Source organism: Pseudomonas sp. B21-021 (genome assembly GCF_024749205.1).
Taxonomy (GTDB): Bacteria; Pseudomonadota; Gammaproteobacteria; order Pseudomonadales; family Pseudomonadaceae; genus Aquipseudomonas; species Aquipseudomonas paraglycinae.
In genome coordinates this window covers 1,546,101-1,570,409 of the sequence record NZ_CP087192.1, presented here as the reverse complement: position 1 = coordinate 1,570,409, position 24,309 = coordinate 1,546,101, and the positions used below count along the sequence as shown (strand labels likewise).

The following is a 24,309-nucleotide window of genomic DNA, read 5'->3' as shown; positions in this document are numbered from 1 at the left end:
TCTTTAGTTTTCCTGCAACAACGGCTGCAGGGCTTTATCGATGGCCTCCCGGGCGCGGAAAATCCGGGAGCGCACGGTACCAACCGGACATTGCATGACGCTCGCGATGTCCTCGTAACTCAGACCATCGAATTCGCGCAAAGTTAACGCCGTGCGCAAATCCTCTGGCAGTTGCTGAATGGTTCGATGGACGGTGCCTTCGATCTCATCCCGCAGCAATGCACGTTCAGGTGACTCGAGATCTTTCAGGCCGTGATCGCCGTCATAGAACTCTGCATCCTCGGAACTTACATCGCTATCCGGCGGCCGACGGCCGCGTGAAACCAGATAGTTCTTCGCCGTGTTAATGGCGATGCGGTACAGCCACGTATAAAACGCACTGTCGCCGCGGAAATTTCCAAGCGCTCGATACGCCTTGATAAAGGCTTCTTGTGCGACGTCCTGGGCTTCATGGGTGTCGTGCACAAAACGCACGATCAACCCGAGAATTTTGTGCTGATACTTCAGCACCAGCAGATCGAAAGCTCGCTTGTCGCCACGCTGAACGCGTTCGACCAGCTGCTGATCCTCTTCCTGGGTTAGCATGAACACTCCTCGATAAACTCGGAGGAGGCTTGCATGACCAAACGACCGGACTTGCAAACATAGACTCGGGCTTTTCGCAAAAGTTCTCCCCCTCCAAGCAAGTTTCCTGCGGGCTCTGATTTGGCACGCACGAAAAACGCAGCGCGGGATGAACCGGCTGCGCGAATAATCTTGTCATCGGCTCGCCGGCAAGAACCCAACCGCAGGTTCCGCATTGAAGCCGACACTGTCCCTTGTTTCGGGCAACTGTCTATTGATCTTGGGCCTCTGGCAAAAGTTCCAAATATTTATAGACGTGCCGCGCCGACATTGTGCAACCGTGAGCGGAAAAAGCGTGTTTCATCTGCGATACAGTCGCTTTTTCCCAAAACCGCTGAAAAAAACATCCGACAAAGCGTCGGTATTTTTCCGTCACGGTAGTTTCACAATGCCATATCGGCCCGGCTATTGTGCCGCCCCACCCCTCTATATACTAGTGGGCTGTGTGGCTGTCTCGACTCGCCCATCCGCCTGTCCTGCGCCAACCCCGACCCGGGTCGCTTTGAGCGGAATCCTGAAATGAGCCAACAGTTTCAACACGATGTTCTGGTGATTGGCAGCGGCGCTGCCGGTTTGAGTCTCGCGCTGACCCTGCCCGGTCACTTGCGCATCGCCGTACTGAGCAAAGGCGACCTCGCCAACGGCTCGACCTATTGGGCACAAGGTGGCGTCGCGGCCGTGCTGGATGATACCGACACCGTCGAGTCCCATGTCGATGACACCCTCAATGCCGGCGGCGGCCTGTGCCATGAAGACGCCGTGCGTTTCACCGTCGAGCACAGCAAGGAAGCGATCCAGTGGCTGATCGACCAGGGCGTGCCGTTCACTCGTGACGAACAGTCCGGCACAGAAGATGGCGGTTTCGAATTCCACCTCACCCGCGAAGGCGGCCACAGCCATCGACGGATCATCCACGCAGCCGATGCCACTGGCGCCGCGATCTTCACGACCCTGCTGGCCCAGGCCAAAGAACGCCCGAACATCGAATTGCTCGAACAGCGGGTAGCGGTCGATCTGATCACCGAGCGCCGGTTGGGGCTGGAAGGCGAACGTTGCCTCGGCGCCTATGTGCTCAACCGCAAAACCGGGGAAGTCGATACCTTCGGCGCACGCTTCGTGATCCTGGCGTCCGGCGGCGCCGCGAAAGTCTATCTATATACAAGCAACCCCGACGGTGCCTGCGGCGATGGCATCGCCATGGCCTGGCGTTCGGGCTGCCGGGTGGCGAACCTGGAGTTCAACCAGTTCCACCCCACCTGCCTTTATCACCCGCAAGCCAAGAGCTTTCTGGTAACCGAAGCCCTGCGTGGTGAAGGCGCCCATTTGAAGCTGCCGAACGGCGAACGCTTCATGCAGCGTTTCGATCCGCGAGCCGAACTGGCTCCGCGAGACATCGTCGCCCGCGCCATCGACCATGAAATGAAGCGCCTGGGTGTCGATTGCGTCTACCTCGACATCAGCCACAAACCCGAAGCCTTCATCAAATCGCACTTCCCGACCGTCTACGAGCGCTGCCTCGGCTTCGGTATCGACATCACCAAACAATCGATCCCGGTCGTGCCGGCGGCGCATTACACCTGCGGCGGCGTGATGGTCGATCAACAGGGCCGCACCGACGTGCCCGGCCTGTACGCCATCGGCGAAACCAGCTTCACCGGCCTGCACGGCGCCAACCGCATGGCCAGCAACTCGCTGCTCGAATGCTTCGTCTACGCCCGTTCGGCAGCGGCGGACATTCTCGAGCAACTGCCCGACGTCGCCATCCCGCGCGCCCTGCCCGCCTGGGACGCCAGCCAGGTGACCGATTCCGATGAAGACGTGATCATCGCCCACAACTGGGACGAATTGCGGCGGTTCATGTGGGACTACGTGGGCATCGTGCGCACCAACAAGCGCCTGCAACGGGCACAACATCGCGTGCGCTTGCTGCTGGATGAAATCGACGAGTTCTACAGCAACTATAAAGTCAGCCGTGACCTGATCGAGTTGCGCAACCTGGCGCAGGTAGCGGAACTGATGATCCGCTCGGCCATGGAGCGCAAGGAGAGCCGAGGCCTGCATTACACCCTCGACTACCCGGACCTGCTGCCCGAAGCGCTCGACACTATTCTGGTGCCGCCCACCTACGTCGGCTGAACTTGAGGCGTACCCGCAGGCGTCGGTGCAGATCCGCCGCCTGCGAGTCTCGGGGCATACAGAACGACCTGACCCGCCGTTCACCGCACAATCGAAAGCGCAGCACCACGATCAGTGGCAGCGCCAGGCTGTCCGGGCGCAATTGCACCGCTTGCCAACCATCGGCCTTGTTCCACAGCTGCCAGCCATCGGCGTCCCGACGCAATCCGCAAAATGCCTCGGGATGACTCAGCAGGATCTGCCGCGGCAACACCCAGGCAGCATGGGCGAGACACGCGAATGCCCCGAGCAACCCGGCCCAGAATGGAATCGATAACAGAAACAAAGAACCCAGCGCGAATGCCTGGGCCAGAAGATACGCCGCCAGCAACTGCCGTGAGGCATGCCAGCGGCATTCGAACGTGTTACTTGGGCTGGACACGATCCAGAATCATGCGAACCATGCGTTGCAGCTCGGGATCTTCCGATTCGCTGCGCTCCATGAACCAGCCGAACATGTCCTGATCCTCGCACTCGAGCAGGCGGACATACAGCGCGCGATCCACCTCGTTCAGATTGGCGTAGACCTCTTTCACGAACGGCACCAGCAACACGTCGAGTTCCAGCATGCCGCGACGGCTGTGCCAAAAGAGGCGATTCAGTTCAACTTGTTCGACCATGGAGCCCTCCTCAAATAGGCCGCAAGTATACAGGCCCGAAGCGGGTCGAACAGTCGGCTTTGGTCGGGCACCACCGATCCTTTATCAACTACCCATTTCAACACCACCCCCTTATGATGTGCCCCAGTCTATTTACCCTGCGATGACCCATGGCCGATTCTGCTTTTTTCTGCACCCTCTCTCATGAAGGCGTTCTCGCGGTTCGCGGCGCGGATGCCGGCAAATTCCTGCAAGGCCAGCTGACCTGCAACATCAATTACCTGAGTGAAACCCAGGCCAGCCTTGGTGCCCGTTGCACGCAGAAAGGCCGGATGCAGTCGAGTTTCCGCATCGTGCTTGATGGCGACGGCGTGCTGCTGGCGATGGCCGGCGAGCTGCTGGAGCCGCAACTGGCGGATCTGAAGAAGTACGCAGTGTTCTCCAAATCGAAACTGACCGACGAAAGCGCCTCCTGGGTGCGCTTCGGTCTGGATCATGGCGATGCTGCCCTGAGCAACCTGGGTCTGGAACTGCCGGCAGACACCGACAGCGTGGCTCGCCACGAAGGGCTGATCGCGATTCGCGTCTCCCCTAACCGTGCCGAACTTTGGGTGCCCGCCGATCAGGCCGACACAGTCAAAGGCAAGCTGTCCGCGCAATTGACCGAAGGCGAACTCAATCAATGGCTGCTGGGACAGATCCGCGCCGGTATCGGCCAGGTCATGCCGAGCACCCGCGAGCTGTTCATCCCGCAGATGCTCAACCTGCAAGCTGTCGGCGGTGTGAGCTTCAAGAAAGGCTGCTACACCGGCCAGGAAATCGTCGCGCGCATGCAGTACCTGGGCAAACTCAAGCGTCGCCTGTACCGCGTGCAACTGGACGCCAGTGAATTGCCGGAGCCGGGAACCCCGCTGTTCGCCCCGAGCCACGGCAGCTCCATCGGCGAAGTGGTGCTGGCCGCCCGTACCGAAAAGAATATTGAACTGCTGGCGGTGTTGCAGGCCGAAGCTGCCGACGCAGGCGATTTGCATCTGGGCACGGCCGAAGGTCCGGCGCTGCACTTGCTCGACCTGCCTTACGAACTGGATCGCGACCGCGAAATCCAGCGTTGATCGCAGCATTTGTTGCAACACCCTAGAGAAACGACATGAGTGAGCTGGCGGATAAGGTCCAACAGGATTTGGTTGAGGCCATCGATAACGATGACCTGGTTCTGCCAACGTTACCGGAAGTGGCCCTGCAGATTCGCAAGGCCGCTGAAGACCCGGATATCAGCGTCAGCGACCTGAGCAAAGTGATCGGCCGCGACACGGCGCTGTCGGCGCGCCTGATCAAAGTGGTCAACAGCCCGCTGCTGCGCGCCACTCAGGAAGTCACCGACCTGCACACCGCCATCACCCGGCTCGGCGTCAATTACAGCAGCAACCTGGCGATCGGTCTGGTGATGGAGCAGATCTTCCACGCCCGCTCCGACGTGGTCGAACAGAAGATGCGCGAAGTCTGGCGCAAGAGTCTGGAGATCGCCGGCGTCAGCTACGCCCTGTGCCGCCGCTATACCCAGCTCAAGCCCGATCAGGCCGCGCTCGGTGGGCTGGTTCATCAAATCGGCGTATTGCCGATCCTGACCTACGCCGAAGACCACTACGAATTGCTGTCCGATCCGGTGAGCCTCAACCACGTGATCGACCACATTCACCCGTTGCTCGGCGACAAGCTGCTGCGGGTCTGGGAATTTCCCGAGCGATTGGTGGAGTTGCCGGGGCTGTATCAGGATCTCAAGCGCGAATCGCAGCAGATCGATTACGTCGACATCGTGCAAGTGGCCAGCCTGTATTGCCACAAGGACACCGATCACCCGATGGCTCGCATCGATCCGTTCAGCGTGCCGGCATTCCGCAAGCTCGGCATCGATCCGGAAAACAAGGCGCTGTGCGCCGATCTGGAAGAATCCCGGTCGATGTTCTACTGATCAACCGGCGACAAAACTCACCCGCACCTTCAAACCCGCCTGCTCGCCATCGTGCAGACTGATCTGCGCCAGATGCGCGCGGCAGATTTCCCCGACAATCGCCAGCCCCAGCCCGGAACCGGCCACCTGCTGGTTGCGCCGGTAAAAGCGCTCGAACACCCGATCCCGCTCTTCCAGCGGAATGCCCGGCCCATCATCTTCAACCTCCAGCACCGCCGGCGCCGTGACCCGCAGAATCACGTTGCCGCCCGGCGGCGTGTGCGCCAGCGCGTTGTCCACCAGATTGCTCAGCAACTCGTTGAGCAACGTCGGCTCGCCGCGCAGCCACACCGGTTCGTCCGCTTCCAGCGCCAGCGCGACTCCACGCGCGTGGGCCAGCGGCGCCATGGCCATCCCCAGCTTCCGGGCCAACTGACTCAGATCGAGCAACTGCGCACCGCCCTCGGCGATCGCCCGGGCGCCGTTTTCCACCCGGGCAAGCGACAGCAACTGGTTGGCCAGATGGGTCAGGCGATCCGTGCTTTGCGCCGAGGATTCCAAGGTGTCGCGCCAGGTCTGCGGTTCGTTCGAGCGCAAGCCCAGTTCAAGTCGCGCCTTGAGCGCCGCCAGTGGCGTACGCAGTTCATGGGCCGCATCGGCGATGAATTGCGCCTGCCGCTCGAATTGCCCGCGCAGGCGTTCGGTAAAGTGATTGAGCGCCCGCACCAGCGGCCACAACTCGTGTTGCACTTCCACCAGCGGCAACGGCCGCAGGTCATCGGGCTGACGCTCTTCCACTGCCGTGCGCAAACGCTCGATCGGCCGCAGCGCCGCACTCACCGCAAACCACACCAGCAACAACGCGCCAATTGCCAGCATGCCCAGTCGCAGCAAGGTATCGGCCGCCAGACTGCGGGCCATGCTGACGCGCGCCTCGTCGGTTTCGGCAACACGGATTTCCGCCATGCCGTTCATGTTCGGCTCGCTGACCGCTTTTAGCAGACTCACCACACGCACGTTCTGCCCCTGATATTTCGCATCGTAAAAGCGCGCCAGGGCGGGATAGCTGTCGGTTCTCGGGGTGCCCGGTGGTGGGCCGGGCAGATTTTCATAGCCGGAAATCAACTTCTGGTTGATGTCGTTGACCTGGTAATAGATGCGACCCGCACTGTCGTAGGCAAAGGTATCGAGCGCCACATACGGCACGTCGGCACTGAGACTGCCATCACGCTGCGACAGACCGGCAGCAATGGTCCGCGCCGAGGCCAGCAGCGTGCGGTCGTAGGCGGTGTCGGCAGCTTCGCGACCGTTCCAGTACGCGCTCAATCCGCTGGCGAGCATCAACACCACCAGCAGCAGCGCGAGGTTCCACAGCAACCGCCAGCGCAGGCTGCTGGGCTTATGCATCGCGGCTTTCCAGCAGATAGCCCAGGCCTCGGAAGGTCACGATGGCCACTGAATGGCCGTCGAGTTTCTTGCGCAGGCGATGCACGTAGATTTCGATGGCGTCGGGGCTGGCCTCTTCGTCTAGGCCGAACACCTGCGCAGCCAGTTGCTCCTTGCTCATCACCCGACCCGGACGGGCAATCAGCGCTTCGAGCACTGCCTGTTCGCGAGAGGTCAGCGTCAGCAATTCATCGCCGAGTGTGAAGCGTCGGGTGTCGAGGTCATAGGCCAGCACACCGCAACGCTGCTGGCGTTCGCCGCCGAGCACGCTACGGCGCAACAGGGCTTTGACCCGCGCTTCGAGTTCGGTGAGTTCGAACGGTTTGGCCAGATAATCGTCGGCCCCAAGATTGAGCCCATGGACCCGATCCTTGACGTCGCTGCGAGCGGTCAGCATCAGCACCGGAAGGTTCTTGCCCCGGGCCCGCAGGCGCGCCAGCACTTCGAAACCGTCCATGCGCGGCAGGCCGACATCGAGGATCGCCACCGCGTATTCCTCGCTGCCCAGGGCCAGATCGGCAGCCACGCCATCGTGCAAGACGTCCACGGTCAGACCGGTGCTCTTGAGCGCCTGGGCGACGCTTTCGGCCAGCGGCAAATGGTCTTCGACGAGCAGGACACGCATGGATCTCTACCTCATTCAGGGATGGCCGACGCCATTCTTTGCGGCGGAGTTTACAGCCGCAACCGCCACTGTGAAGCCCGAAAACACGCGAAAGAATACTGAAAGGTTAGCGAAAGGTTGGGCCGTTAGAGTCGCTTCACCGAGGGTCCCGACTGCCGACCTTCGCCGTTTTGTCTGTCCTTACACCGTAGCTTCAAAACGTAGCTCTCGAAAAACGCCTCGATGCGTTTTCGCCAATAAGAACAATAACGAGGTACTGCACCATGCTGTCCACACAGCTTCAGGTTGACCCGTTTCATTCTTCCTCTCGAATTTCCCCGTTTTCGCTTGTCAGCGCGATCGTCGGCTGCACGGCGTTCAACCCGTCCGGGTCTGAGCCTGTTAGCCTGCGCGCGCGAAACTGCCGCACCTGAAACATCCCCAAAAACAACAACTCCCGTGGAGACACTCATGAACCGATCCCTGCGCCGTTTCGCCCTCGCCGCCGGTTGCGTGCTGTTCGCCGGCCAACTGATGGCCGAACCGAAACGTCCGGAATGCATCGCCCCCGCCTCCCCCGGCGGCGGTTTCGACCTGACCTGCAAACTGGCGCAAAGCGCGCTGGTCAACGAAAAACTGCTGACCAAACCGATGCGCGTGACCTATATGCCTGGCGGCGTCGGCGCGGTGGCGTACAACGCCGTTGTGGCGCAGCGTCCCGCCGATGCGGGCACTCTGGTGGCGTGGTCCAGCGGTTCGTTGCTGAACCTGGCCCAGGGCAAGTTCGGTCGGTTCGATGAAACCAACGTGCGCTGGCTGGCAGCGGTCGGCACCAGCTATGGCGCCATCGCCGTGAAAAGCGATTCGCCCTACAAAACGCTCGACGATCTCGTGCAGGCGCTGAAGAAAGATCCGAGCGCTGTGGTGATCGGTTCCGGCGGCACCGTCGGCAGCCAGGACTGGATGCAGACCGCACTGATCGCCAAAGCCGCCGGGATCAACCCGCGCGACCTGCGTTACGTCGCCCTCGAAGGTGGCGGCGAGATCGCCACCGCGCTGCTCGGCGGCCACATCCAGGTCGGCAGTACCGACATCTCCGACTCCATGCCGCATATCCAGAGCGGTGACATGCGCCTGCTGGCCGTGTTTGCCGAGAAACGCCTGGACGAGCCGGAAATGAAGGACATCCCGACCGCCCGCGAACAGGGCTACGACATCGTCTGGCCAGTGGTACGCGGTTTCTACCTCGGGCCAAAAGTCAGCGACGAAGACTACGCCTGGTGGAAAGACTCCTTCGACAAACTGCTGGCCTCGGAAGACTTCGCCAAGCTGCGCGATCAGCGTGAACTCTTCCCGTTCGCCATGACCGGTCCCGAGCTGGACACCTACGTCAAGAAACAAGTGGCGGACTACAAGGTGCTGGCCAAAGAGTTCGGCCTGATTCAGTGATCGTCTCTGTCTAGTGCTCACGGCCCTGCCTCGCAGGGTCGTGGCCCAGGAGCTCCCCATGCTTATTCAACGCATTTTTGCCTCGGTGCTGTTGCTGGTCTGCGCCAGCCTGGCACTGATGGCCTGGCCGTATCAGGCGGCTTTTTCCTACGAACCGGTCGGCCCTCGGGCATTCCCCTGCTGATGCTGGGCCTGATGGGCCTGGCGCTGCTGTACATGGTGTTTCGTCCGGCGCCCATCAAACACAGTGAGGACGAGCCGCCGCTGGATCGCGAAACCCTGACCAAGATCTCGATCTGCGTCGCCCTGCTGCTGGTGTTCGCCGGCTTGTTCGAACCGCTGGGCTTCATCCTCAGCAGCATTCTGATCGGCATCCCGATGGCGCGCCTGTATGGCGGGCGCTGGGTGCCCAGCGTCATTGTCACGACGCTGATGGCGATCGGTTTGTACGTGCTGTTCGACCGCGTGATGGACGTACCGCTGCCCCTCGGCCTGCTCGACGTTCTGGAGAACTGATATGGATACTCTCGGTTATTTGGGTCAGGGCTTCGGCGTCGCGCTGAGTCCGTACAACCTGGTCACAGCCCTGACCGGCACGCTGATCGGCACCGTGGTCGGGTTGTTGCCGGGCCTGGGCCCGATCAATGGCGTGGCGTTGCTGATCCCGATTGCATTCGCCCTCGGCCTGCCGCCGGAGTCGGCACTGATCCTGCTGGCGGCGGTTTATCTGGGTTGCGAATACGGCGGCCGGATCAGCTCGATCCTGCTGAACATTCCGGGCGAAGCCTCCACCGTGATGACCACCCTCGACGGTTACCCGATGGCCCGCAAAGGCCTGGCTGGCGTGGCGCTATCGTTGTCGGCGTGGAGCTCGTTCATCGGCGCCTTCATCGCCACCTGTGGCATGGTGCTGTTCGCGCCGCTGCTGGCGAAATGGGCGATAGCCTTCGGGCCGGCGGAATACTTCGTATTGATGGTGTTCGCGATTGTCTGCCTGGGCGGCATGGCCGGTGACCGACCGTTGAAAACCTTCATCGCGGCGTTGATCGGTCTGTTCCTGTCCAGCGTCGGCATCGACGCCAACAGCGGTGTCTACCGCTTCACCGGCGACAACATTCATCTGACTGACGGCATTCAGTTCGTGGTGCTGGTGCTGGGCCTGTTCTCGATCAGCGAAATCCTTCTGCTGCTGGAGAAAACCCATCGTGGCCAGGAAGCGGTGAAAGCCACTGGGCGGATGATGTTCAACTTCAAGGAAGCGGCGTCGGTGTTCGTGGTGAACATCCGTTGCGGCCTGCTCGGCTTCATCATGGGCGTGTTGCCGGGTGCCGGTGCGACCCTCGCCAGCGCCGTGGCCTACATGACCGAGAAGCGCATCGCCGGTGCCAGCGGCAAGTTTGGTCAAGGCGACGCCCGCGGCCTCGCTGCGCCAGAAACCGCCATCGGCGCCTCCGCTTGCGGCGCGCTGGTGCCGATGCTGACTCTCGGTGTTCCGGGTTCGGGCACCACGGCGGTGATGATCGGCGCCCTGTCGCTGTACAACATCACCCCCGGCCCGCTGCTGTTCCAGCAACAGCCGGACATCGTCTGGGGCCTGATCGCCTCGCTGTTCATCGCCAACATCATGCTGGTGATCCTGAACATCCCGATGATCCGCATCTTCACCCGCATCCTCGCCGTGCCGAACTGGGCATTGGTGCCGGTGATCGCGATCATTACCGGGATCGGCGTCTACGCCGTGCACGCGACCACGTTCGACCTGTTCCTGATGGTCGGCATCGGCATCTTCGGCTACATCCTGCGCAAACTGGATTTCCCGCTGTCGCCAGTCCTGCTGGGCTTCATCCTCGGCGGCCTGATGGAGCAGAACCTGCGCCGGGCGCTGTCGATTTCCAACGGTGCGCTGGACATCCTCTGGTCGAGCCCGATCACCTTCGGTGTCTGGGTGCTGACCGCGCTGATGCTGGCGTTCCCGCTGCTGCGCATCTGGCGCCGTCGCTCCGCTGCCCGGAACGCGATTGCCGATGTTTGATCGCTCCTCGTTGAAACAGTGGTGGGGAACCCCGCTGGTCGGTCTGCTTGGCGGTTACATCGCCAGCCAGATCGGCTGGCCGCTGCCGTGGATGGTCGGCTCGTTGCTGGCGATCATCCTGGTGCGCTGCCTGACCCCATGGCAATTGGCTGAAATCCCTGGCGGCCGCAAGTGCGGCCAATGGATCGTCGGTATCGGCATCGGCCTGCACTTCACCCCACTGGTGATGGAGCAGGTGCTCAGCCACTTCGGCCTGATCTTCTTCGGCGCGCTGGTCACCAGCCTGTCGGCGGTGGTCGGCGTGTGGCTGATGCGCCGCACCGGCGAAGATCGCGCCACGGCGTTTTTCTCCAGCATGCCTGGCGGCTCCGGCGAGATGGTCAACCTCGGCGCCCGCAACGGCGCGATGCTCAGCCATGTCGCGGCCGGGCAGAGTCTGCGGGTGTTGGTGGTGGTGTTGTGTGTTCCGGCGGCGTTCAAATATCTGCTGGGTGACGGCACTCCGATTTCACACGCTGGCAGCGTCGACTGGCGCTGGCTGGCGATTCTTTTTCCGGCGGGTGGCCTGCTCGCCTGGCTCTGGCAACGTCTGCGTCAACCCAACCCTTGGCTGTTCGGCCCGCTGCTGGTCAGCGCGGCAGTGAGCATCGGCTGGGATCTGCACATCAGTTTGCCCAACGGTGGCAGTCAGATCGGCCAGTGGCTGATCGGCAGCGGGCTGGGTTGTCACTTCAACCGGCAGTTCTTCCGCCGCGCACCGTCGTTCATGGGCCGCACGCTGATCGGCACGGCGCTGACCATGTTGATCGCGACACTGGCGGCGTTGGGGCTGAGTGCACTGACCCACCTGGATCTGCGTTCGCTGACCTTGGGCATGATGCCCGGCGGGATCGCCGAGATGAGCCTGACCGCAGAAACCCTGCAACTGTCGGTGCCGCTGGTGACGGCGATGCAGGTGATGCGGCTGTTGTTCGTGCTGTTTCTGGCGGAACCGTTGTTCAAATACTGGAACCGTAATTCCGAAGCCTGATCCGGTTACTGATCGTTCCCACGCTCTGCGTGGGAATGCAGCCTGGGACGCTCCGCGTCCCAAAGCGGACGCAGAGCGTCCATTGAGGCGTTCCCACGCAAAGCATGGGAACGAGATTAGCTGCCAGCCCTGAGTTTCAGACCACCGACGGCAGGCGCCACTCGATCGGCGCTTCGCCGTTCTGCTCGAGGAATTTGTTGGTGCGGCTGAAATGCCCGCAACCGAGAAAGCCGCGATAGGCCGACAGCGGTGACGGATGCACCGACGTCAGCACCAGATGTTTGGTGGCGTCGATCAGCTTCTGCTTGCTCTGCGCATGAGCGCCCCAGAGCATGAACACCAGATGCGGTTGCTGCTGGCTGACCACTTCGATGATTCGATCCGTGAAGAACTGCCATCCCTTGTCCTTGTGTGCATTGGCGTTGGCGCGTTCGACGGTCATGGTGGTGTTGAGCATCAGCACGCCCTGATCCGCCCAGCTCTGCAGATAGCCGTGGTTGGGGATGTCGATGTTCAGGTCGCGCTTCAGCTCTTTATAGATGTTGACCAGCGACGGCGGCGCCGGCACGCCCGGTTGCACCGAGAAGCACAAGCCGTGGGCCTGGCCCGGGCCGTGGTACGGGTCCTGGCCGAGGATGACCACTTTCACCTTGTCCAGCGGCGTCGAATTCAACGCGTTGAAGATCATCGGGCCCGGCGGATAGATTTCCTTGCCGGCTGCCCGCTCCTGCTGCAGAAAAGTGCGCAACTCTGCCATGTAAGGCTGGTCGAATTCGGCACGCAGTGCCTCCTTCCAGCTCGGTTCGAGTTTGATACGGTCGTCAGCAGTCATGGTCATACCCGGCAAAAACAATGGGGCGAACCCTAGGAAAGCCGACCACGCTTGTCAATTGATCTGACGCAGATCCGGCACTTTCCCACACAGCGATCATACTGATCGTTCAAATTCCCGATCGAGGTCACGATGAATCTGCACTTCGAAGAACTCACCGGCACCGACGGCGCGCGCATCGGCGTGGCCACGCTGGATGCCGAAAAGTCGCTCAATGCGCTGTCCCTGCCGATGATCCACGCCCTGAGCGACAAACTGAACGCCTGGGCCAAGGATCCGCAAATCGTCTGCGTGCTGCTGCGCGGTAACGGCGCCAAGGCCTTCTGCGCTGGCGGCGAAGTGCGCAGCCTGGTGGAAGCCTGTCGCGCCCATCCCGGCGAAGTGCCGCCGCTGGCCGCACAGTTTTTCAACGCTGAATACCGTCTGGACTACAGCTTGCACACCTACCCGAAACCGTTGATCTGCTGGGGCCATGGCTATGTGCTCGGCGGCGGCATGGGCCTTCTGCAAGGCGCGAGCATCCGGATCGTCACGCCGAGCAGTCGACTGGCGATGCCGGAAATCAGCATCGGCCTGTACCCGGACGTCGGTGCCAGTTGGTTTCTGTCACGACTGCCGGGCAAGCTCGGTTTGTTCCTCGGCCTGACCGGCGCACACATGAACGGTCGCGATGCGATCGATCTGGACCTGGCCGACCGCTTCCTGCTCGACGAACAGCAGCAGGAACTGATCGACGGCTTGTTGCAGTTGAACTGGCAGGAACAGACCGCCATGCAGCTCAACAGCCTGCTCAAGGCGCTGCAGCAGGAAGCCGTGGCGCAAATGCCTGAGGCGCAATGGCTGCCGCGTCGGCAGCAAATCGACGAATGGCTGGATGTCAGCGACGTGACCTGCGCCTGGAAAGCCATCAGCCTGCATCGGGACAGCAGCGACCTGTTGATTGCCCGCGCGGCGAAAACCATGAGTGAAGGCTCGCCACTGACCGCGCATCTGGTCTGGGAACAGATCATTCGTGCCCGCCACTTGTCGCTGGCCGAAGTCTTTCAGATGGAATACACCCTGAGCCTCAATTGCTGCCGACATCCGGAGTTCAGCGAAGGGGTCCGGGCGCGACTGATCGACAAGGATCACAAACCGCACTGGCACTGGCCGGACATCGCCCGGGTGCCGGACGCGGTGGTCGAGGCGCACTTTCACAAGGTCTGGGAGGGGCGGCATCCGTTGGCGGATCTGTCGCAATACTAAAACTGATCATTGCCCGCGATGGCACTCTCTTGAGCTCTGTCGCGGGAAGTTTGAGCCAGTTGCGAAACTATCTGCGATCAAACATTCAACTCGTAAAACTCGATTATTTCCTTCATTGCCCGCAACGCCTCTTCATCATTTCTCGGCAAGATATCCTCTACATCCCGTAAGGGAGGTAGAGGGTGCAAAAGCTCAGCGAGCTGGTTCGCCGTGTAATTTTTAACAGCGCCCTCTTCTCCTTGAACGCTGATGAAGCTGATAGCGGCATCGCCTCCTGAAAAGTGTTCGGAGACACGAACCTTTGGAGACATGCCATAACTCACTACGATGACGAGATCATTCCGTTCACGGTGGAACTTGAGTTGACCAATCGACAGTCCGACCTCCGAAAAATCTATACCGTCAGTTCCGCCGCCGGCATTGATTACCAGGTCTCGCCCAAGCCCATCATATTTATAAACATCATTGCCCCCGCCACCGGACAAGGTGTCATTGCCCGGCCCACCGTAAAGCACGTCATCGCCTGAGCCACCGCCGAGCAGATCATCTCCTTGCATCCCTCTTATTTCACCAGTGCCGCTGAGGGTGTCATTACCGCGACCGCCCACGAGCGGTAGAAAACGGTTCTCTCGAAAGGACTTAACCTGAGTAGCGTCCTGAACAGTGACGCCGTGATGATAAATATCGGGGACATTGCCTAATCGGCTAACGAGGTCTTTAAAACTTATGCTCGATCCGTCAGAAAACCTCACTCGTTCAATTCCGGAACCGCCGATGTCATTCGGATTGGGCAAAACGATTCGTACTTTTTGAGTTCCGCCCCATTCGATATCGAGTGTGGTGTACAGCATCTGGGCTCGAGGCGGTTGACGATGAGCGCCACGCAGTGGGGCCGGTGAGAGTTCAATATTTACCGTCTCAACCAACACAGCGCCCCAGGTTAGCTTCAACTTATCTGGTTTCGCCTCTTCCGGAAGAACGACTGTATCAACATCAAGCCCCGCAAACTCTTCATGCCACCCAGAGGCTCCAACCTCGGGGCGCAAAAAAACAGGGTTAAGCACGTCGACAATAATGGTGGTTGCGCCATCATGCGCTTCAACTATGTAAGTGTCGGGACCGTTTTCGCCGTAAAGCCAATCTTCTCCCGGCCCACTGATCAAATAATCGGCTCCCGCAGAGCCGAGCAGCGTGTCGTTGCCTGCGCCAGCCGATAAAAATGCACCCGGGATCCTGTCGTTCACTCCGCCGTACTCAAGCACTAAATCAGCATAGGTAACCACCAAGTCATCTCCCGCACCGCCATGAAAGAGATTTCCCACTTCGAGATTTACCCTGCCGCCAGCGTCATTACCATGAACAACTTTATGTTTGATCGTTTGGGTAGTAGAGCTCCAGCGAAACGCTTTACGAACAGTTTCATGATTTTCAAAACTGCCAGCGGGGTACACGTACCACCCCTGAATGGCGCCCGTTTGGTCTATATCTTCAACTACAGCATCGCCCAAATTGAACGAAAACCCCGAATAACTGGAGCCAGACGGATAGTACTTCGGCTTTTGTTTCGGTAATTGCGCTGCTTCAGTTTTTACAAACTTGAACGTGGTTTTCGTTGCAGAATTTGACTGCCTTTCAGTCACCACAGCGTCAGCGGCAATCGCCCCCATCCACTCCGGTGTTTTGGAAAAGACTCCGGCTTCAACGTCCTCATGGATCAGTTCGGCGCTGATGGCATAGCCACTTTTGTCGGTAGCAATATGACTTCTAACCCAAACACCCTGATCGTTCAGTGCAAATCCTGATGCCTGCCGGGCCGCTGAGCGCTCTGTGTTCAGTTCCGAAAGAAAAAGGCTATCCCACCGGGTGTGACGACCCGTTTCACTGCCTTCCCTCTCAGTAGAAGCGGCTAAGTCATCGGGCAGTGTCTGGACGACTGCTTCGCTCTCACTCTCAATGTCCTGCTTTTTTTCGGGATCGGGTACCGCAGCAAATGTCGCAGACGGACCCGTTACATCTACCGGTTGCACCGTTAATTTGATTACATCCTGGAAATTCAGGATCACGCCATCGTTGAACCTGAACGTCGAACCTGCCCACTTTTCATGGTGACGAATCAGAAGCGCGTCACCAATACCATTCGACAGCCGCAACGCCGTGCCCACATCAATATTGACGATCTCGGCCTGCAAGTTCTCCGCAGAAAATCCATCACCAAAACTTACGACATTGTTGCCACCTGTATCGGTAACAACATCCAGTCCATCGCCCACTCCGAAGTAGAAAACATCGTTGCCCTGCATCCCTTCCAGATAATCGTTGCCGGCGCCACCCTCAAACACGTTATCGCCAGGGCCGCCGCGTAAATAATCGACTCCCTCCCCGCCAACCAGCGTGTCGTTTCCACCACTGCCCAGCAAAGTGTCGTTGCCTGAGCCGCCGTCAAGATAATCGGCGCCATGTTCTGCTTCGGATGTTTGCTCGTAGTCCCCCACCAAAAAGTCATCATCGGCACCGCCCAAAAGCGTATCGGCGCCCAAACCTCCCCAGAGCGTATCGTTTCCTGAATTACCTTGAATGTGGTCATCGTTGGTTCCGCCCGCTTTCAAGTTCGGCTCATCGCCATCCAGAGCGTCGGCGCCTGATCCGCCTATCAGTGTGTCGGAGCCACCCAACCCACGGAGTGTGTCGTCACCCACACCGCCATCGAGATAATCATCACCGTGATAACGAATCGGGTGTTCATGGTAATCACCGACCAATTCGTCATTCCCACCGCCACCGAAAAGCGAATCACCGGCACCGCCGCCCCAAAGGGTGTCATTTCCCTCACCGCCATCCAGAAAATCACTTCCGAAAAAGTCTGCGGCATCACCCGAAACGCCTCGCAGCACCTCGTCATCACCTTTCAGAACATCATTGCCGCTGCCGCCGTACAACACGTCGCTACCACCGTTTCCGGCAAGGGAGTCATCGCCACTGCCACCCGCCAACAAATCGTTGCCATGATGGCGACTGTCGAGACCGCCACCCCAATCCAGGTTGTCTCCCGATAATGTGTCATCGCCACTCCCGCCAGCCAGCGTGTCATTACCCTCTTCGCCGTACAGTGTGTCGTCGTCACTTCCGCCATCGAGCAGGTCACCTCCCCTGCCGCCATTGATAAAATCCCGGCCACCCTGCCCATAGAGGATGTCGTCACCGCCCTCGGTGGGACTATTCAATGAAAATTTGTCAAAGACGCTACGCATGCTGATGACGCCATCACTGAGTGGAACGTCGATGCGCTTGACTGTCCAATTTTGCTCATGTGCACCGGTTGTTTGATCACCGGACAAATTGTCATCACCTGCTCCCCCAATCAGCGTGTCTCGACCGTTGCCGCCGAGCAGCACGTCTCGCGAGGCAGTGCCGACAAGCAGGTCATCACCCTGCCCACCATCCAGCCAGTCGCCACGGCTGGCCTTTCCCTTTGTTGCATCGGTAAAGGCATTTTCCAGCGTCGACTGCTTGTCACCGAATAAACGGTCATTGCCGTCCTTGCCGAACAGTCGATCAGACCCGCCAAGACCAACGATGAGGTCATCTTTCGGTGATCCGTAAAGCAGGTCGGCTTTGTTCCTCTGTTTAACATTGGGCAAAAGCAAGGCGTTGCCCAACTCATCGTAAGAAGGCTGATCTCCGCGAACATTGGGGTCGTTATCTTTAATTTTCCAGTCGCCTTGAAGGACCAGATCGGGAGCGGGGAACACCTGGTCCTGGTAATCAGGAAGATCAATGCCGAGCATCCCCGGCTTGAAGTTCTTTACGACGATGAGATCACTCAGTCCGTATTGAATGTTCAGCGTGTTTTCAGCCTGATCTTCAATGAGCGTCAAGCTGATGGCTCGATCCTCCGTAAGCCAGATATTGCTGAGCGGAGCACTGCGTTCGAGAGGTGGGATCGGAAGTCCATTTATCAGCAACGCGCCCTCAACGTCCGCATCAAAAATTTCGTCTATTCCATCTCCGCTGGAGAACTCATACCGATCGTTACCCGGCCCGCCAGTCAGAGAGTCGTTGCCCTTGCCACCCACCAACACATCATCACCGGCCATACCGTACAACGCATCATTGCCATCGCCTCCTGTTAAAGAGTCATTGCCGCGAGCCCCTTGGATAAAGTCATTACCGGACAGTCCGCTGATGGAATCGTTGCCGCCACCGCCGTAAAGATGATCGGTATTCGTTCCGCCACCAAATGATCGACCGCCGTCATCACCAAACATGACCAGAGGGTTCAAGACACCTGTATTCATCGGGGCCTGTTTGCCAGAAGCCAGATCCGAATAGGAAAAGGTCTGGACAGTATTTCGACCGAACGATCCATTGGTTCGGGAAATCAGCCGGGCCAGCATTTCAGAGCGATCGGCAAGCCACTGTTCAGTGATGAAGCCCTCGCCCGTTTCGGGGTCGTAAAGCTCCAGGCCGCGTCCGGAAAAACCGTCGGCCCGCTCAATCACGATTTCACTTAGCTGCTTGAGGGAATTGCGTAACGCGGCGCCGATTGGCGTTGCCTGACTGGCCAACGTTGCCCAGTCCTTGGCACTGCCATACTCGCCAATGGTTCTGGTAACGATGCTTTGCGATTGAGACGGAGAAAGTGCGGAGAAAAATGTGTAGGCGTTGGAGGCGAAGGTTTCGTCGGTGGTAGGCGTGGCAGCCGAGTTCCCGTCGTAGGTTCGCCTGAGCATGTCAAAGAAATCATTCAGGTTATATCGCAATATCAGGCTGACAATGGGTGAGATGGGCGTACCGTTCACCACGTGCTGAATCAGTGGATTGATGCTGCCACTGGCAAGGGCGATATTTATCTGTTCGGGCAGGACTGAGAACAGGCTTTCGACCATATTCGACCCGAAGTTTTTGATCACTGCCTGCAAGGCTATACCGTATGAATCCACGGCAAACAGAATATTCTTTAGATCATCGAGCCTGTTGAACTTGGCAAGGCCATGATTCCCTTTTATATGGGAATCCGGGTCACCGGCGGAGATCAACCTCCAAGTTTCATATGGTTTTTCTCCACCCAACAGGCTGAAGCCGATTGTTCCAGACCATCCGGCATTATGACTGGTCGCTGTATCAACGTTGCCCATATCATCACGAAATAGTACTTCACCAATCGCGCTCGCATCGATTTCTGCAATTTGGCTTATGGAGGGCACAGTCCATGGCGCCAAATCATGTTCAACGGAGCCTTTTATCAGCGTATTCATGAAATTGACAGCCACCTGATTAGATGACTTTTGCATCTTGAAATCGCTAAATTTTTTATTTAGCCTCAACTCCCCCTGCCGCATAGTGTAGGCTCGGATCAACGCAGAGTAAGCGCCCACCCCGCCATTTGCATCAATTGCTACATCGAGCCAGAGTTTGGCATCTTTTAAAATGCCCTTTACGTTCTCGTCGAACGCAGAACCGTCTAAAATTTTCTCATCCAGGATATTTGACAATGTGCGGTAAAGTACAGCACAGCTTCGCCCCTCCACTGCCATCGCAAAATACTCTTCCTCCTCGACATTGAATTCCATTCCCTCACAAACATTTGCAGCCTGCAAAATTTCCGACTTTTCCAAATCACTGAATATGTAGCTCATATCTACTTCCCTGTAATAATTGAATGTGAAAGATAGTCACTGACAGCCTTAAGCGCTTCTGGAGCACCCCGCAAACCCTCGGTACCCAAATGTATACGAGCATCCCCACCTGCAAAGTCGAAATGGTGCAACCCGACCGTGCAATACGTACGCAAACTACCAAACTCCAAATTCTCCAGCTGCTCCTTATTCATTTTCAAAAGATATGCTTTACTCAAACCTCTTGCAGAAGCTTTAGATTCTGGCGAATTCAAACCATCACAATTTATCCTCCGTGGTGTTCCATCACGCCGGCGCCAGTCGTGCATAACAAAAGTTCGAACAGAGAATTCATTTTTGATACTGGGTGGAGGCGCGGTAAGCCAAAGTTCCAGGCCTGGATAGTTCTTCAGCTTTACAACCAGCTCATCCGGCCAATCCACATGCCGCCCGCCCATATTGTGCGGTTCCGTGGTATCCCTTCTGGTGTAAAGCCTGGCGGAAACCCGGAAATGCGTCCAGCTGGTGGGTGGTTCTACCCCAAGAGTTTCATACACAGGAAACAGTTCTTCTCCCGTCCACCAGAATGATCCTGAAAGAAGATCGGCAATACAGGACCCGTCGCTCCTTAATGTCGATCCAAAATGGAACCCGGGAATCTTTGTCCGGTCCAGCAGGCTGCCGCCAAGTATCGGGACCTGCTCCATACCCGCCAGCTTCCTGCTGCACGCCCCTTGTTTCTTCTGATAAATCTCCCGCGCTACTGCGGCCTCCTCCCATCGAATACAGAAATCAACGACCCAATAACAGATCGCTAATAACACGCCATATTTAACTCCCCTTCTGCACTGGCGAAAAACCTCCTTGCGAGACATCTTAAGCATTTCAAATCTCCATTTTAAAATGACCAATCACATCACTCGAAACAACTCACCTCATCAACTCCTTAAACACTTCAAAGTAACCGCTTACTCCTTTAACCACATCGAATTCGCTTGCCTTCAACCTCGCCGCATCCTTTATAGATCCAAAACCAGCGAAAGACGTTAAAACCCTGCACACTGCCGTGGCGATTTCTTCAGCGTCAAAAAAATCAACAAGTATCCCGCTGATCCCATCTTCGATAACTTCCTGCACGGGAGCGGTATTTGAACCTACGACAACACAGCCAGATGCCATTGCTTCCAATAAAGACCATGACAGTACAAACGGATATGTCAAATACACGTGAGCCTTTGAAAGACTCAGAACAGACCTGTATGTTTGATAAGGCAACCTCCCAACAAAGTGAACATTGGAAATATCAACATCCACCTCCGCGACCATCTTGCTTCGCCAGTTCGGGTATCCAATGGGCATCCGCCCATAACTGACATCATCCCCACCCACTACAATGACCTGCGCACTCGGGCACTTTTCCTGAATATAGGGAATGGATCTCATAAAACTATGAAAGCCTCGGTACGGCTCGAGGTTTCTGGCGACATAAGTCACGATAGGCTGACCTGCTCTTAACACGCGCCCACTCGGCAGCGTTACAAACTCGACCTTTTCTGATTCGGCAAATTGAACAATGCCTTCATGAATGACGCGAATTTTAGACTGATATATTTTCGGAAAAAGACCGCGCTGCCATTGTGTAGGTGCAATCCCGGCATCGCACTGCTCAATATTCAGGAGATGCATCGAATTCAAGATTCTAAGCCTTGAGGACGTATCCATCGCACAGGGAAACTCAGGATCGAAACCAGAGTCCGCCTCACGCGCTCGGTAATAGTACTCACAGAAATGAACCAGAGGCACGTCGGGATACACATCTTTGACGAATAGCGATTCACCCCACCCAGGATGAGCGAGAACTACATCAGGCCGAAAGCCTGCCTGGCTGAGTCTCTTCAATATTCGTTGAACTTGTTGCCCGTCCGCAACAGCCTCTTCATATCTGTACAAATAGTTATGAACGCCATTAATCATCTTCCTTGAGGGTCGATAACGAAATAATTTTACCCCTGCAATACCTGGCGCTGTATCGCGTCCAATTGCAATGACGCCCAGACGCCTGTGCAATGCTTCCAACGCCACATGACGAAACTGACCGGGAAAATTCTGATGAATGATAAGAAGATTCACATCTGAGCAATAACCCGCGCTTATACACCTCCATGAAATTGAAGTTTTTCAACGTCAACATGTGCATACAAACGCTAACAAATGGTCAGAAATAAAACTGTAGGAGGGTTCCGAGAACCTCCTAGGAGATGGTGCAATCCACACCAACACAAAAAAACAGGCACAAAAAAAGCGGCGCTCAATGCGCCGCTTTTTTGCGGGGGGGTTACCAGCGGTTGCCGTGTCGGTTGTAATCGCCGCGCCCGCTGTGACGGTCGTAGTTGCCACGACCCCGGCGGTCATCCCAGCCACCGCGACGGTGGTCGTCCCAGCGTCCGCGATCATGACCGTGCCAGCGACGGTTCTCGTAGTAACGCGGGGCCGGTTGGTAGTAACGAGGCGCCGAGTAATAGCGTGGAGCCGGTTGGTAATAACGTGGCGCTGGCTGGTAGTAGCGCGGCGCCGAATAATACGTGCTGCCGCCGCTGTAATAAGTGCCACCGCTGTTGTAGTACGAAGGTGCCTGCGATGTGTAGACCTCTGAGCTGTAGTAGCCATCTCCGTAGGAATAAGGGACGCATCCGCCAAGGGAAAAAAGCATCACGGTAAACAGAAGAATTCGGCGATACATGGCGGCCTCCTGGACCGCGGGTAGCCACACCAGCGACGCTGGCAGGCGTCAGTCTTTCATTCGGCGACTGACGAAATATCTGACAGCGATTTCGGCATCCGGTGCGCTTCTGCAACAACTTGAAACAAGTGATTTATGAAACCTTGTTCATGCAGAAATGCCGTCATTCAGCCGCTGATTAGTGGTGCCCACCGTGGTATCCGCCGCCGTGATAAACCCGTCCGTAGCCACCGCGATAGCCATAGCCGCCGTAGTAATAGCGGGCGCCGCCGTAGTAGCGCGGACCGTAATAACCACCGTAGTAATAAGGCGAGTAGTAGCCGGGATAGTAATAGGGCGTGGAGTAAACATCGTAGCCGCCGGCGTAGTAGTAACAACCGGACAGCCCCAGACCGAACACCGCAGCGAACAGTGCTCGACGCAGCATTTTCTTGAGCAGCATGGCGGCCTCCTGAAAGACCTGTGACAGCAGTCGGCACAGACCGGCTGACATCAGTTTTGACTGACGAACCGCTACCGAGTGCCCACGCCGAACGCGCATCGGATCAGCGGCCATCGCGCTGCATCACGGTGCAAGCGCGCACCAACACAAAGCGTGGCGCGCACCCGCCAACTCAGCCCCTCCACCCACAAGCCACGTGGCAGACGGCTCGTCGCGACTTGGCACGCCTCTCGCTTTATTAAACCCGTGCAGGAGTCATCACAGGTTCGCGGCACCACAATTTGCAATGGCTGACTAGGGTTCCGGCTCGCATCTGCGAGTGGCTGGTCCGAGAGTTGGCGACCTCCAGTTGAGGTTACACGGCGGGACAAAAGCCCGGGAGACAAGCCACCGTTCGCGGTGCCGCGTTGCCTTCCTGTCCGCCCACGATCAACTGGAGAATCCGCCATGTCACGACTACGTTTCCCCGCCCTGCTCGCCGCCGCCTTCGCCGCCCTCCTCAGCAGCCAGACCCAGGCTGCCCAGAAAGACCATTTCAGCGTGTGCTGGACGATCTACGCCGGCTGGATGCCATGGGAATACGCCGGCAGCCAGGGCATCGTCGATAAATGGGCGAAGAAATACGGGATCAAGATCGACGTGGTCCAGCTCAACGACTACGTCGAATCGATCAATCAATACACCGCCGGTCAGTTCGATGGCTGCACCATGACCAACATGGATGCGCTGACCATCCCGGCCGCCGGTGGCGTGGACAGCACCGCGCTGATCGTCAGCGATTTCTCCAACGGCAACGACGGCATCGTCCTCAAGGGCGAAGGCAAAAAAGTTGCCGACCTGAAGGGCATGGACGTCAACCTGGTCGAACTGTCGGTCTCGCATTACCTGCTGGCCCGCGCGCTGGACTCGGTCGACCTGACCGAAAAAGACCTGAAAGTGGTCAACACCTCCGACGCCGACATTTCCGCCGCCTTCAACACCGAGCAGGTCAACGCCGTCACCACCTGGAACCCGATGCTCTCGGACATCAAGGCCAAACCCGGCGTGACCGAAGTCTTCAACTCCAGCCAGATCCCCGGCGAAATCATGGACATGATGGTGGTCAACAGCGCCACCCTCAAAGACAACCCGGCGCTGGGCAAGGCGCTGACCGGCGCGTGGTTCGAAGTGGTCGACTTGATGAACGCCAGAAACGCCGCCGGCAAAGCCGCACTTGAGCACATGGCCAAAGCTTCGGGCACCGATCTGGCCGGATTCCAGGCGCAACTGGACACCACCAAACTGTTCGCCACGCCGAAAGAAGCCCTGGCGTTCGCCACCAGCAAGCAACTGCCGGAAACCATGCGCAAAGTTGCCGAGTTCTCGTTCCAGCACGGTTTGCTCGGCGAAGGCGCCAAGGACACCAGCGCCGTCGGCATGACCTTCGCCAACGGCGTGACCAGCGGCGACACAGGCAATCTCAAGCTGCGTTTCGATCCGACTTACGTGCAGCTGGCCGCCGACGCCAAGCTGTAAGCCTCGGAGGATT

The 24,309-nt window shown here is 58.1% G+C and carries 19 protein-coding genes, 1 pseudogene and 1 riboswitch; of the genes and pseudogenes, 9 read left to right on the top strand and 11 right to left on the bottom strand.

All coding sequences use genetic code 11. The features are described from left to right. Positions 1-3: 3 nt before the first annotated feature. Positions 4-585: an RNA polymerase sigma factor RpoE gene (rpoE, locus tag LOY31_RS06980; RefSeq protein WP_003172477.1), complete on the bottom strand. Its 582-nt coding sequence runs from the start codon at positions 583-585 to the stop codon at positions 4-6. 558 nt (positions 586-1,143) lie between these two features. Here rpoE and nadB point away from each other — a divergent pair. Further along, a complete protein-coding gene (gene nadB, locus LOY31_RS06975) occupies positions 1,144-2,760 on the top strand; it encodes an L-aspartate oxidase (protein WP_258713031.1) in 1,617 nt (538 codons plus the stop codon). Here nadB and LOY31_RS06970 read toward each other — a convergent pair. After that, on the bottom strand, positions 2,729-3,181 hold the full coding sequence (locus tag LOY31_RS06970; RefSeq protein ID WP_085605537.1) for a protein YgfX: 453 nt from the start codon (positions 3,179-3,181) through the stop codon (positions 2,729-2,731). The two genes, nadB and LOY31_RS06970, sit on opposite strands and share 32 nt — an antisense overlap. Next, the gene (locus LOY31_RS06965) at positions 3,165-3,419 is read right to left on the bottom strand and encodes a succinate dehydrogenase assembly factor 2 (protein WP_007957989.1); all 255 of its coding nucleotides are present in this window, start codon (positions 3,417-3,419) and stop codon (positions 3,165-3,167) included. The genes LOY31_RS06970 and LOY31_RS06965 overlap by 17 nt, the downstream gene beginning before the upstream one ends. A 149-nt stretch (positions 3,420-3,568) precedes the next feature. Here LOY31_RS06965 and LOY31_RS06960 point away from each other — a divergent pair, with 149 nt between their 5' ends. Then, complete coding sequence (locus LOY31_RS06960; protein WP_258713030.1) at positions 3,569-4,510, top strand: folate-binding protein YgfZ; 942 nt, start codon at positions 3,569-3,571, stop codon at positions 4,508-4,510. A 35-nt stretch (positions 4,511-4,545) separates the two neighbouring features. Continuing rightward, positions 4,546-5,367, top strand: coding sequence for an HDOD domain-containing protein (locus tag LOY31_RS06955; protein WP_085605533.1), 822 nt, complete (start codon positions 4,546-4,548; stop codon positions 5,365-5,367). On the opposite strand, the gene LOY31_RS06950 is transcribed toward LOY31_RS06955, so the two are convergent. Both LOY31_RS06950 and LOY31_RS06945 read right to left on the bottom strand, forming a co-directional pair. Further along, positions 5,368-6,753, bottom strand: coding sequence for a sensor histidine kinase (locus LOY31_RS06950; protein WP_258713029.1), 1,386 nt, complete (start codon positions 6,751-6,753; stop codon positions 5,368-5,370). After that, positions 6,746-7,417 carry a response regulator gene (locus LOY31_RS06945; protein ID WP_007957980.1) on the bottom strand — a complete coding sequence of 224 codons (672 nt, stop codon included), beginning with the start codon at positions 7,415-7,417 and terminating at the stop codon, positions 6,746-6,748. The genes LOY31_RS06950 and LOY31_RS06945 overlap by 8 nt, the downstream gene beginning before the upstream one ends. 450 nt (positions 7,418-7,867) lie before the next feature. Between LOY31_RS06945 and LOY31_RS06940 the strand changes: the two genes are divergently transcribed. From LOY31_RS06940 to LOY31_RS06925, 4 genes and pseudogenes are all read left to right on the top strand, one after another. Then, positions 7,868-8,845 (top strand): tripartite tricarboxylate transporter substrate binding protein, encoded by a 978-nt coding sequence (locus LOY31_RS06940; protein ID WP_221535251.1) that lies wholly within the window; start codon positions 7,868-7,870, stop codon positions 8,843-8,845. A gap of 58 nt (positions 8,846-8,903) precedes the next feature. Next, positions 8,904-9,361: pseudogene (locus LOY31_RS06935) on the top strand (tripartite tricarboxylate transporter TctB family protein). Between the two features lies 1 nt (position 9,362). Next, the gene (locus LOY31_RS06930; RefSeq protein ID WP_007957974.1) at positions 9,363-10,877 is read left to right on the top strand and encodes a tripartite tricarboxylate transporter permease; all 1,515 of its coding nucleotides are present in this window, start codon (positions 9,363-9,365) and stop codon (positions 10,875-10,877) included. Continuing rightward, positions 10,870-11,907, top strand: coding sequence for an AbrB family transcriptional regulator (locus LOY31_RS06925; RefSeq protein WP_085605526.1), 1,038 nt, complete (start codon positions 10,870-10,872; stop codon positions 11,905-11,907). The genes LOY31_RS06930 and LOY31_RS06925 overlap by 8 nt, the downstream gene beginning before the upstream one ends. A 136-nt stretch (positions 11,908-12,043) precedes the next feature. Here LOY31_RS06925 and ung read toward each other — a convergent pair whose 3' ends face one another. Further along, the gene (gene ung, locus LOY31_RS06920; RefSeq protein ID WP_085605867.1) at positions 12,044-12,739 is read right to left on the bottom strand and encodes a uracil-DNA glycosylase; all 696 of its coding nucleotides are present in this window, start codon (positions 12,737-12,739) and stop codon (positions 12,044-12,046) included. 132 nt (positions 12,740-12,871) lie between these two features. On the opposite strand from ung, the gene LOY31_RS06915 reads away from it, so the two are divergent. Beyond that, positions 12,872-13,984, top strand: a complete 1,113-nt coding sequence (locus LOY31_RS06915) for an enoyl-CoA hydratase/isomerase family protein (RefSeq protein WP_085605524.1) — start codon at positions 12,872-12,874, stop codon at positions 13,982-13,984. Positions 13,985-14,061: 77 nt separating this feature from the next. Here LOY31_RS06915 and LOY31_RS29385 read toward each other — a convergent pair whose 3' ends face one another. The 5 genes from LOY31_RS29385 to LOY31_RS06885 all read right to left on the bottom strand — a co-directional run bounded on the left by LOY31_RS29385 (position 14,062) and on the right by LOY31_RS06885 (position 22,781). Further along, the gene (locus LOY31_RS29385; RefSeq protein WP_309475636.1) at positions 14,062-19,620 is read right to left on the bottom strand and encodes a calcium-binding protein; all 5,559 of its coding nucleotides are present in this window, start codon (positions 19,618-19,620) and stop codon (positions 14,062-14,064) included. A gap of 2 nt (positions 19,621-19,622) precedes the next feature. Next, on the bottom strand, positions 19,623-20,483 hold the full coding sequence (locus LOY31_RS06900; protein WP_085605520.1) for a hypothetical protein: 861 nt from the start codon (positions 20,481-20,483) through the stop codon (positions 19,623-19,625). Positions 20,484-20,529: 46 nt separating this feature from the next. Beyond that, positions 20,530-21,729 carry a glycosyltransferase family 4 protein gene (locus LOY31_RS06895; RefSeq protein ID WP_258713028.1) on the bottom strand — a complete coding sequence of 400 codons (1,200 nt, stop codon included), beginning with the start codon at positions 21,727-21,729 and terminating at the stop codon, positions 20,530-20,532. Positions 21,730-21,934: 205 nt separating this feature from the next. Then, a complete protein-coding gene (locus LOY31_RS06890) occupies positions 21,935-22,339 on the bottom strand; it encodes a hypothetical protein (RefSeq protein ID WP_007957969.1) in 405 nt (134 codons plus the stop codon). 178 nt (positions 22,340-22,517) lie between these two features. Continuing rightward, entirely contained in the window at positions 22,518-22,781 is a 264-nt protein-coding gene (locus tag LOY31_RS06885) for a hypothetical protein (RefSeq protein ID WP_258713027.1), read from the bottom strand. Between the two features lie 283 nt (positions 22,782-23,064). Then, positions 23,065-23,165, top strand: a riboswitch (guanidine-I (ykkC/yxkD leader). A 63-nt stretch (positions 23,166-23,228) separates the two neighbouring features. On the opposite strand from LOY31_RS06885, the gene LOY31_RS06880 reads away from it, so the two are divergent. Continuing rightward, positions 23,229-24,296, top strand: coding sequence for a putative urea ABC transporter substrate-binding protein (locus LOY31_RS06880; protein WP_258713026.1), 1,068 nt, complete (start codon positions 23,229-23,231; stop codon positions 24,294-24,296). The last annotated feature ends 13 nt before the right edge of the window (positions 24,297-24,309 follow it).

Excerpts from the sequence above, each read along its gene's own strand:
- LOY31_RS06925 (WP_085605526.1), top strand. The coding sequence starts at position 10,870 with ATGTTTGATCGCTCCTCGTTGAAACAGTGGTGGGGAACCCCGCTGGTC.
- LOY31_RS06960 (WP_258713030.1), top strand. The coding sequence starts at position 3,569 with ATGGCCGATTCTGCTTTTTTCTGCACCCTCTCTCATGAAGGCGTTCTC.
- LOY31_RS06950 (WP_258713029.1), bottom strand. The coding sequence starts at position 6,753 with ATGCATAAGCCCAGCAGCCTGCGCTGGCGGTTGCTGTGGAACCTCGCG.
- LOY31_RS06880 (WP_258713026.1), top strand. The coding sequence starts at position 23,229 with ATGTCACGACTACGTTTCCCCGCCCTGCTCGCCGCCGCCTTCGCCGCC.
- LOY31_RS06940 (WP_221535251.1), top strand. The coding sequence starts at position 7,868 with ATGAACCGATCCCTGCGCCGTTTCGCCCTCGCCGCCGGTTGCGTGCTG.
- nadB (WP_258713031.1), top strand. The coding sequence starts at position 1,144 with ATGAGCCAACAGTTTCAACACGATGTTCTGGTGATTGGCAGCGGCGCT.
- LOY31_RS06945 (WP_007957980.1), bottom strand. The coding sequence starts at position 7,417 with ATGCGTGTCCTGCTCGTCGAAGACCATTTGCCGCTGGCCGAAAGCGTC.
- LOY31_RS06885 (WP_258713027.1), bottom strand. The coding sequence starts at position 22,781 with ATGCTGCTCAAGAAAATGCTGCGTCGAGCACTGTTCGCTGCGGTGTTC.
- LOY31_RS29385 (WP_309475636.1), bottom strand. The coding sequence starts at position 19,620 with ATGAGCTACATATTCAGTGATTTGGAAAAGTCGGAAATTTTGCAGGCT.
- LOY31_RS06955 (WP_085605533.1), top strand. The coding sequence starts at position 4,546 with ATGAGTGAGCTGGCGGATAAGGTCCAACAGGATTTGGTTGAGGCCATC.
- LOY31_RS06890 (WP_007957969.1), bottom strand. The coding sequence starts at position 22,339 with ATGTATCGCCGAATTCTTCTGTTTACCGTGATGCTTTTTTCCCTTGGC.
- LOY31_RS06915 (WP_085605524.1), top strand. The coding sequence starts at position 12,872 with ATGAATCTGCACTTCGAAGAACTCACCGGCACCGACGGCGCGCGCATC.
- rpoE (WP_003172477.1), bottom strand. The coding sequence starts at position 585 with ATGCTAACCCAGGAAGAGGATCAGCAGCTGGTCGAACGCGTTCAGCGT.
- ung (WP_085605867.1), bottom strand. The coding sequence starts at position 12,739 with ATGACTGCTGACGACCGTATCAAACTCGAACCGAGCTGGAAGGAGGCA.
- LOY31_RS06930 (WP_007957974.1), top strand. The coding sequence starts at position 9,363 with ATGGATACTCTCGGTTATTTGGGTCAGGGCTTCGGCGTCGCGCTGAGT.
- LOY31_RS06900 (WP_085605520.1), bottom strand. The coding sequence starts at position 20,483 with ATGCTTAAGATGTCTCGCAAGGAGGTTTTTCGCCAGTGCAGAAGGGGA.
- LOY31_RS06965 (WP_007957989.1), bottom strand. The coding sequence starts at position 3,419 with ATGGTCGAACAAGTTGAACTGAATCGCCTCTTTTGGCACAGCCGTCGC.